The 9,328-nt window shown below is 63.4% G+C and carries 9 protein-coding genes; 4 read left to right on the top strand and 5 right to left on the bottom strand.

Annotation, left to right across the window (positions count from 1 at the left end):
• Both V3572_RS17765 and recA read right to left on the bottom strand, forming a co-directional pair.
• Positions 1-869 (bottom strand): alanine--tRNA ligase-related protein (locus V3572_RS17765; RefSeq protein WP_332112369.1); only part of this gene is annotated, 869 nt, incomplete at its 3' end.
• A gap of 111 nt (positions 870-980) precedes the next feature.
• Positions 981-2,051 carry a recombinase RecA gene (gene recA / locus V3572_RS17760; protein WP_332112368.1) on the bottom strand — a complete coding sequence of 357 codons (1,071 nt, stop codon included), beginning with the start codon at positions 2,049-2,051 and terminating at the stop codon, positions 981-983.
• Positions 2,052-2,341: 290 nt separating this feature from the next.
• Here recA and V3572_RS17755 point away from each other — a divergent pair, with 290 nt between their 5' ends.
• From V3572_RS17755 to tatC, 3 genes are all read left to right on the top strand, one after another.
• On the top strand, positions 2,342-3,277 hold the full coding sequence (locus V3572_RS17755; RefSeq protein ID WP_332112367.1) for a magnesium transporter CorA family protein: 936 nt from the start codon (positions 2,342-2,344) through the stop codon (positions 3,275-3,277).
• Positions 3,278-3,457: 180 nt separating this feature from the next.
• On the top strand, positions 3,458-4,546 hold the full coding sequence (gene secF, locus V3572_RS17750; protein ID WP_332112366.1) for a protein translocase subunit SecF: 1,089 nt from the start codon (positions 3,458-3,460) through the stop codon (positions 4,544-4,546).
• Entirely contained in the window at positions 4,543-5,523 is a 981-nt protein-coding gene (tatC, locus tag V3572_RS17745) for a twin-arginine translocase subunit TatC (protein WP_332112365.1), read from the top strand. Before secF ends, tatC begins: the two co-directional genes overlap by 4 nt.
• A 320-nt stretch (positions 5,524-5,843) precedes the next feature.
• Here tatC and V3572_RS17740 read toward each other — a convergent pair whose 3' ends face one another.
• The 3 genes from V3572_RS17740 to V3572_RS17730 form a co-directional block, all read right to left on the bottom strand.
• Positions 5,844-6,176 carry a hypothetical protein gene (locus tag V3572_RS17740; RefSeq protein WP_332112364.1) on the bottom strand — a complete coding sequence of 111 codons (333 nt, stop codon included), beginning with the start codon at positions 6,174-6,176 and terminating at the stop codon, positions 5,844-5,846.
• 129 nt (positions 6,177-6,305) lie between these two features.
• Positions 6,306-6,593: a hypothetical protein gene (locus V3572_RS17735; protein ID WP_332112363.1), complete on the bottom strand. Its 288-nt coding sequence runs from the start codon at positions 6,591-6,593 to the stop codon at positions 6,306-6,308.
• A 77-nt stretch (positions 6,594-6,670) separates the two neighbouring features.
• Positions 6,671-7,561, bottom strand: a complete 891-nt coding sequence (locus V3572_RS17730; protein ID WP_332112362.1) for an AraC family transcriptional regulator — start codon at positions 7,559-7,561, stop codon at positions 6,671-6,673.
• Positions 7,562-7,651: 90 nt separating this feature from the next.
• On the opposite strand from V3572_RS17730, the gene V3572_RS17725 reads away from it, so the two are divergent.
• Positions 7,652-8,821, top strand: coding sequence for an MFS transporter (locus V3572_RS17725; protein ID WP_332112361.1), 1,170 nt, complete (start codon positions 7,652-7,654; stop codon positions 8,819-8,821).
• Positions 8,822-9,328: the final 507 nt, after the last annotated feature.

The following is a 9,328-nucleotide window of genomic DNA, read 5'->3' as shown; positions in this document are numbered from 1 at the left end:
ACCAGAAAGGCCACGGCCCGGGAATGGTCGGCGATGACCCGCAGCGCGGTGTCCGTCTCCTCGCCCGCCCGGTAGGCCACCCCGGCCAGCTCTCCGGCCCGGGCGATGATTTTTTGGAAGAGGTCCGTGTCGTAGTTGGAGTTGACGCCCTGGCAGATGGACGCGATGCGCTCCAGGCCCATGCCGGTGTCGATGCTGGGGCGGGGCAGGTTGACGCGGGTCTGCTTGTCGATCTGGTCGTACTGCATGAAGACCAGGTTCCAGACCTCGAGATACCGGTCGCAGTCGCAGGAGCCGATGCCGCAGTCCGGGCCGCAGGACATGTGCTCGCCCTGGTCCACCAGGATCTCGGAACAGGGGCCGCAGGGGCCGGTGTCGCCCATGGACCAGAAGTTGTCCTTTTCCCCCAGGCGGTAGATGCGCTCGGTGGGCAGCCCGGCCACCTTCCGCCACAAGTCGAAGGCCTCGTCGTCGTCGCGGTACACCGTGGCGTAGAGCCGGGATTTGTCCAGGCCCAGCTCCACGGTCAAAAATTCCCAGGCCATGCGGATGGCCTGTTCCTTGAAGTAATCGCCGAAGGAGAAGTTGCCGAGCATCTCGAAAAAGGTGTGGTGTCTGGCGGTGCGGCCCACGTTCTCCAGGTCGTTGTGTTTGCCGCCCACGCGCAGGCACTTCTGGGCGGTCACGGCCCGCTTGTAGGGCCGTTTGTCCTGGCCCAGAAAGACCTTTTTGAACTGGACCATGCCCGCGTTGGTGAAGAGCAGGGAAGGATCCTCGCGGGGCACCAGAGGGGAGCTCGATACCGGCTGGTGGTCGTTTTTGGCGAAGTAGTCGAGGAACCGGGCGCGAATCTCGCTGGCCGTCATCATGGGCGTCTGCCTCCAACACAGGCCGGGGGGGATGCCGCCCCCCCGAAGTCCTTGCGCGTGATGGTTAATGTCGTGTGAAACTGCAACCCCGACAGCCGAAGCGGGTGTGCGTTACATGCCGTCGTCGGCCTCGTCCGGCAGGGCCGGGACATCCAGGGGCTCTGCGGGCTCGGCCAACCCCAGATGCTCCATGAGCTTTTGCTCGACGGTCTGGCGGATGTCGGTGTGCTCTTGCAAAAAGGCCCGCACGTTTTCTCGTCCCTGGCCCAGGCGTTCGCTGCCGAACGCGAACCAGGCCCCGGACTTGTCCACGATGCCCGCCTCCACGCCCATATCGATCAATTCGCCCTCGCGGGAAACGCCGGTGCCGTAGAGAATGTCGAACTGGGCCTCGCGGAAGGGGGGGGCCACCTTGTTTTTGACCACCTTGACCCGGCAGCGGTTGCCGTAGCTCTCTTCCTTGTCCTTGAGCGTCTGGATGCGCCGGATGTCCAGGCGGATGCTGGCGTAGAACTTGAGCGCGTTGCCGCCGGAGGTGGTTTCGGGGCTGCCGTAGCCGGTCATGCCGATCTTCATGCGGATCTGGTTGATGAACACCACGGAGGTGCGCGACTTGTGGATGGTGCCGGTGAGCTTGCGCATGGCATGGGACATGAGTCGGGCCTGTCCGCCCACCTGGGTGTCGCCCATGTCTCCCTCCAGTTCGGCCTGGGGGATCAGCGCGGCCACGGAGTCCACCACCACCACGTCCACGGCGCCCGAGCGCACCAGCAGGTCGGCGATGTCCAGGGCCTGTTCGCCGTAGTCGGGCTGGGAGATGAGCAGCTCCTCGGTTTTGACCCCCAGGCGCTTGGCGTAGTTGACGTCCAGGGCGTGTTCGGCGTCGATGAAGGCGGCGGTGCCGCCCGCCTTCTGGGCCTCGGCGATGATGTGCAGGGCCAGGGTGGTCTTGCCCGAGGATTCGGGGCCGTAGATCTCGGTGATCCGCCCCCGGGGAATGCCGCCCACGCCCAGGGCCATGTCCAGGCCGATGGAGCCGGTGGGGATGATCGGAATTTTGACGTGGGCCGAGTCGTTGAGGCGCATGACCGAGCCCTGGCCGTACTTGCGCTCGATGGTGGTCAGGGCGGTCGCCAGGGCGTCGCTTCGCATCGTGTCCGGGGGGAGGGTCTTTTTGGCCATGCGTGGTCTCCGTGGGTGGGAACGGTTGCCGAAAACCCACGGTTAGTAGCAGAAGCCCCGCCCGGGGGCAACGGGGGCGTGGGGCCTTGGGCCGGACGAAGTGTGACGTTTCCGTCATCCTGGCGAGGCGGGAACGCCATAAAATCCAGGGCGTCTTGCCTCCGTTTCAGCCAGGGTCTATGGTGCCCACCCGGGGCTCCGGCGGGCATGGCCGGTTCCCCGCGTCGCCAGCGGCAAGCCATGTATCCCGTGGTTTTGATCATCACCCAGTATGCGAAACGAGGCGCCCGATGATATCCATCTACAAGCACGCGGGCGGCAAGCTCGGCGAGATCCGCCACATTGAGGACGACTGTTGGATCAACGTGGTCAATCCCGGCGAAGCGGAAATCAAGTCCCTGGCCGAGCAGACCGGCGTTCCCCAGGACTTCCTCACTGACGCCCTGGACGTGGACGAACGGGCCCGCATCGAGGCCGACGACGGCAGCGTGCTCATCGTGGTGCATACGCCCATGCGCGCCGCCGACGAGGATGACGACATCCCGTTTCGCACCATCCCCCTGGGCATCATTAAAAAAGACCGGCTGATCATCACCGTGTGCCGCCAGGAAAACGAGATCGTGCAGCAATTCCTGGAGGGCCGGGTCAAGAACTTCCTGATCAGCGACCGGGCCCGGTTCATCATCCAGGTGTTTCTCAATACGTCCATCACCTTTTTACGCCACCTCAAGGAAATCAACAGGAAGTCGAACCTCCTGGAGGACGACCTGCACAAGTCCATGCAAAACGAGGCGCTCATACGGCTCGTGAATATTGAAAAAAGCCTCGTCTATTTCATGACCTCGGTCAAAGCCAATGAGATTGTCATGGCCAGGATCACCAGGGCGGATGTTCTTCGCCTGGATGAACTCGACAAGGATCTTTTAGACGACGCCATCACCGAAAATCTTCAGGCCATCCACATGACCAAGATCTACAGCAATATCTTAAGCGGGCTGATGGACGCCTTCGCCTCCATCATCTCCAACAACCTCAACGTGGTCATGAAAGTGCTCACCAGCGTGACCATCATCCTGATGATCCCCAATCTCATCGCCAGCATCTACGGCATGAACGTGGAGCTTCCTTTTCAGCATTCCATGAACGCCTTCCTCATCGTGGTGGCGACGGGGCTTTTCTTGTCGATCCTGGGGGTCTTGGTGTTTGTGAAAAAGAAGTGGCTCTAAGGGTCTGGGAGAGGGCCTCCGACGCTTGACAAGCGGTCGGAAAAAACGGAAGCCTTCGCAGTTTACGGCGGCCTGCTCGCTGCAGGCCTCTTTTGCTGTGAGTCAAAACGCACGACGGGCGTCTTTTTGCCGACAAGGCCCGGTTGCCGGGCTTTTTTCCGCGAACGCATGGGGGACAGCATGGGACTTGAGTTGATCAAACCTGGAACGCACATCGATTTTCTCAAATATCGCAAGATCGCCTATCTTGTCTCCGCCGCGATCATCCTGGCGGGGTTCATCTCCCTGGCGGTCAAGGGCGGCCCCCGCTACGGCGTGGATTTTGCGGGCGGCCTGACCATCCAGCTCAAGTTCGACAAGCCTTTGGAGGTTGCCGACCTGCGCAAGGCCGTGGAGCCCGTGGGTCTTTCGGGCATGGTCGTGCAGCGTTTCGGCCAGGACACGGACGGTGAATACCTGGTGCGGGCCGCCGAGCAGGACATGTCCCAGGAAGGCATCCGCGAGGCCGTGGTCACGGCCCTGCAAAAGGGCTTGCCCAACGCCGGGTTCACGGTGCAGCGGTTGGAGATGGTCGGCCCCAAGGTGGGCGCGGATCTGCGCTCCAAGGCCATCGAGGCCGTGTTCTACGCGGTTTTGCTTATCGCCATCTACATTTCCGGCCGTTTCGAGCAGCGCTGGATGGCTGCGGGCATCATGGCCGCCGGGCTGACCGGCGGCGTGTATCTGCTCAACCTGCTGCATGTGCCCACGGGCTATCTCATCCTGGCGGCCATGCTCATCACCTTGCTCCTTTGCTGGTACATGCGGTTGAAATTCGCCCTGGGCGCGGTGGTGGCCGATCTGCATGACGTGTTTTTGATCATCGGCATCTTTTCCCTCCTGGACAAGGAATTCGACCTGACCACGGTGGCGGCGCTTTTGACCATCCTGGGGTATTCCTTAAACGACACCATCATCGTCTTCGACCGTATCCGGGAAACCATGCACGGCGCGGACAAAAAGGAACCCCTGGCGGACATCATCAACCGCAGCATCAACCAGACCCTGACCCGCACCATCCTGACGGCAGGCACCACCCTGGTGGTGACGCTGTGCCTGTACCTCTTCGGCGGCGCGGTCATCCATGATTTCGCCCTGGCCCTGTTGATCGGCATCGTGGCCGGCACCTATTCCTCCATTTTCATCGCCAGCCCCATCCTGCTGGATCTGGGGTCCGGTTTCGTGCGCAAGGAAGCGGCCCAGGCGGCGGCGACGGAGCCCGCCGCGTGAGCACGGGTTCCGGCGCTGCTCCGGACAGTATCCGGGAGGCCGGGACGACGGCTGGCGGCGAACCTGCCGTGGCGGGGTCCGAGGGGACTGGCGATTCCCATGGCGCCGCAGGGACTGGCCCTGAGCCGGACGGGGCGCCGCCTGGCGACCCCAATTCTGGCGCCCCCCTCGCCGGGGACACCGCCTCCGACGAGGAGCACGCCGACCAGGAGATGTCCCTGCTCGACCATTTGGGCGAGCTGCGTACCCGGATCATGCATTGCGTCATCGCCGCCGCTGTGGGTTTTCTGGCCTGCTACGCCGTGGCCGAAGACATGCTGCGGTTTTTTTTGCAGCCGCTTTTGAACGTCCTGCCGCCGAAAAGCACGCTGATCGCCACCACCCTGCCGGAGAAGTTCTTCACCGTCCTCAAGATGGCCTTTCTGGGCGGCTTCCTGGTGGCCAGCCCCTACATCTTCTACCAGATCTGGCGGTTCATCGCCCCGGGACTCTACAGGGAGGAACGGCGGGCGCTTGTTCCCGTGGCCATCGCCACGGCCTTTTTCTTCACTGGCGGCGGGGTGTTCGGATATTTTGTGGTGTTTCCCTTCGCGTTTTCATTTTTTGTGGACTACGCCGGGGAACTCATCACCATCATGCCCACCATCAGCAGCTATTTCTCGTTTGCGGTGATGCTCCTGGTGGCTTTCGGAGTGGTGTTCGAGCTGCCTGTGGTTTTGTATTTTTTGGCCCGCATCGGGCTGATCACGGCCGCCGGCCTGCGCCGCAACCGGCGTTGGGCCATCCTGGGGGCGTTTATCCTGGGCGCCCTTTTGACCCCTGCCGACCCCATCAGCCAATGCCTCATGGCCGGGCCGCTGATTGTGTTGTACGAGGTGGGCATTGTGGCGGCGGCGCTTTTCGGGAAAAAGAAACCGCCTGCCCCAGAGGCCGCCGCTCCAGAGACAGCCGCCTCAGAATCCGCCGCTTCGGAATAGATTCCGGGCCTGCCGCCGCCTCTTCGGCCAGGGGGCGCCCCTCGCACGCCGCCGGATGCAGGCTGTTTACGCAAGACCTTCGTTTGAAAAGCATATCTCTGAGGGCGGGCAAGACCCGGACCAGACCCGTAAGGCTATCGTCCGGCCATGAGGGCGCCGTTTCATCGGGCGCGGCGACAGGCGGATGCGGCAGATGCGGCGATTTCGTTTTCCGCCGAATCGTTCCAGGCGGCGAGACTTGGCGTGTGGTGGCGTGAGCTGTTGCGGTCGTCGGCGTCCCGGACTGTTGCGGGAGGTCGGCCTGCATCCTTCGATGGGCGTTACTTCGGGGTCTGGGCCGTTCCCCGCTGTTGCCGATTTTGCTCTTCAACCGCCCGGGCGGCATCGGCATCGGCCTCGATGTACTCCTGATAGGCCTTTTCCTTGGCCGCGCGATAGCCTGCGGCATCGTCCGGGCGACCGGCCTCCATGGCCGCCTCCTCTTCCTGCCCCAGGCGCACGAAGGCGGTATAGCGGTCTTTGGCCTTTTGGCCGAGATATTCCGGATCGGCGTTGCGGGAGGCCAGCAGGGGCTTTTCGGTGCAGGAGACGGGTCCGAAAGGGGCCGCCAGGAGCAAGGCCGCCAAGATAAGAGCGAAATGGAGTGCTTTCATGCGCAAAAAGGGGGGGCGATGAAACGCCCACGGTTTTGTCCCAGGTGAGCCCCATGGGAACCAGGTTGTCCCGATCCTTGGCGCACCGGGGGGAATTCGGGAAGACCTCAGCGGAAAGCGTGTTTCGACTCAGAGGTGAACATTGACGATGCCTCCGAGATCCACATCAAGATGGCCGCCCAGGTCCACATCCACGTGCCCACCCAGATCCACATCCACATGTCCACCCAGGTCGACATCCACATGGCCGCCAAGATCCACTTCCACATGGCCGCCCAGGTCCACCTCGACGTGACCGGCCGGTCCCGGTTCCACATGCCCGGGAGGATGGGCTTCCACATGTCCGGCGTGTTGGGCCTCGAAATGACCCGGCGGTTGGGCCTCGGTATGTCCGGCTGGGTTTACGGCATCCGGCATGGGCGTTCCCTCTCGGGATGTTCTGGAAAAGGGTTTTTATTCCCGCATATGAAATAATATCCGTAATCGGGCTGTTGTCAAGACGGGCGCTGCTCCGGCTCGGCCTGCGACGCCCCGGCGGGGGGGCGGGCGTGCCCTTGGCGCAGGCCCTCGTCCCGGGCGAAGTAGCGTCCGGGGGTGACGCCCAGGGCGCGCCGGAACATGGCGATAAACGCGCTTTGGCTCTCATAGCCCAGGTCCATGGCCACGGCCATGACCGGCTCCCCGGCGGCCAATTTGCGCAGGGCCGCCAAAAGTCTGGCCTGTCTGCGCCAGATGCGGAAGGTCAGCCCCGTTTCCTTGAGAAAAAGCCGCAACAGCGTGCGATCCACGGCCCCGGCCCGGGCGGCCAGTTCCGGCAGGGTGCGCCGGTCCCCGGGATCGTCCAGAAGGTGGCGGCAGACCACGGCCAGCCTGGGGTCGCGGGGCATGGGCAGATACAGCGGGGCCGTGGTGGAGACCCGCATCTGGTCCAGGATGACGGCCATGACCCGGCCCTGCGGGCCGCTTGGCTCGTAATGGTGTGGAAAGGCGCAGGCGTGGATGATGAGTTCCCGCAAAAGCGGCGACACCGGAACCACCCGGCACGTCTCAGGCATGTCCGGTACGGCCCCGGGCATAATGTACAGGGTTTTGAGCGATACGCGGCCATACACCCGCACATGATGCCAGATCATGGAAGGAACCCACAGGGCCAGGTGCGGCGGGGTGACCCAGATGCTGTCCGGGGTGGTGATGGTCATGACTCCGGCCGAGGCATGGATGAGTTGGGCCCGGAAATGGCAATGGGGCGGGCTTGGCAGAAACGGCGGGAGCTCGCGGGACACGGCCAGGACCGGCCGCAAGGGATCGGGGTCGTCTCCCTGCTCGCTGGGTCGGGACAGGACGTCAGCCAGCTTCCCTGTCGGATTCGCGCTATTCTTCGTCATATTGTCGAGACACACTAGCGGCAAGTTGGGGTAGGAGCAAGGCCGTCAGGGGAGTGATCCGCACCATCGCCCCGGCAAAGGAAGGATTGCATGAACCGCCGCCAAGTGGCCTGGATCACCCTGGCCCACATGTTCACGGACATCAACCAGGGGGCTCTGCCCGCCCTGTTGCCGCTTTTGATCCCCCGCCACGGCCTGTCCTACGCCGCCGCCGCGGCCGTGGTCTTTTCGTCCAACATCGCCTCCACCGTGGTGCAGCCGGCCTTCGGGCACTTTGCGGACAAGACCTCCAAGACCTGGCTTGTGCCTGCGGCCCTGGCCATGGCCTGCCTGGGCCTGGGCGCGACGGGCCTGACCCCGACCTATCCGCTGCTGATTGTTGCGGCCGTGGTCTGCGGCGTGGGCGTGGCCGCGTTTCATCCCGTGGGCGCCCGGTTGATCAACCAGAACGCCGGGAGCCAGAAGGCCGGGGCCATGAGCATTTTCGGCGTGGGCGGCACCATGGGATTCACCCTGGGGCCGATTTTCGCCGCCCTGGTGACGGGATGGTGGGGCCTTGGCGGCACGGCTGTCCTGGCCCTCCCCGGATGCCTCATGGCCGTGCTGGCGGCCTGGCTGTTGTCCCGGCCGCAGTCCATGCAGGCCGCGAAGGCCATGTCCGCCTCGGCCGAGGCGGTGGGGAAACCGGCCTGGGGGGCCTTTTTTCGCCTGACGGGAACGGTCGTGGGGCGGTCTATGCTCTTTTTCGGGTTCAATACGTTCATTCCGCTGTACTGGATCAACGTCCTGGGGCAGTCGGAACGGGCCGGGGCCATGGCGCTGACGGTCTTTGCGGCCTCCACGGTGGTGGGCTCCCTGGCCGGAGGCCGGCTGGCCGACCGCCGCAGCCAGCCACGCATCATTTTTTTCAGCTACCTCACGGTCATTCCCATGATTCCGGTCTTTCTGGCCATGAACTCGCCCTGGGCGGCCCTGAGCATGCTCGTGCCCATGGGAATCGGGCTGTCCATACCGTACAGCGCCATGATCGTCCTGGGCCAGAGCTACCTGCCGGGACGCATCGGCCTGTCCTCGGGGGTGACCTTGGGGCTGGCCATCTCCATCGGCGGCATCGCCGCGCCCATTCTGGGCATGGTGGCCGACGCCCACGGCCTGCACACGGCCCTGGCCACGACCATGATCCTGCCGGTCTTAAGCGCCGCAGTGGCCTGGACCCTGCCCGACCCCGCCGTGGCCACAGCCGTGACAAAGGCCGCCTGACATGCGGCCATGCCGATGGTCACGACCAGGGATTCATGGGGATTGAGGCAGTGAGCACTGTCCGCCAACGGCCCTTTTCGTTTGAGAGAAGGGCCAGTCGGCAAATGCCTTTGGGCTTCCGCCGGGCTTGAGGGCGGGAAATACGGGAGCGTTTGGCCACGTTTTGGGGCATGGGGCGTTGCGTCTGTCCGCCTTGGGTAATCCCCTGGCAACGCCAAGGGGAACCCCCAGTGTGCCAGCTTGCCACACTGCAGAAGATTGCATAAAGGTGGTGTGCTGTCGATAATGAAAATCTTTTTCATTATCTGTCGAGTTCTTCCGGCCGTTCGCACGGGCGGTTGGCACGTTCAACCTTTTGTCATTCGGAGGAGTTTTAATGAAAATCGGGAAGATGTTGGGAACATTCGGAATGACTTTGGTCATTGCTATTTCCGCTTCAGCGGCGTTCGCCCATAACCTTTGGGTGAATGGGGGGAACAAGGAGGTCTTCGAGGCCGACATCATGTA

Source organism: Desulfolutivibrio sp. (assembly GCF_036584575.1).
Taxonomy (GTDB): Bacteria; Desulfobacterota; Desulfovibrionia; order Desulfovibrionales; family Desulfovibrionaceae; genus Desulfolutivibrio.
This window is presented reverse-complemented; position numbering and strand designations above follow the sequence as displayed.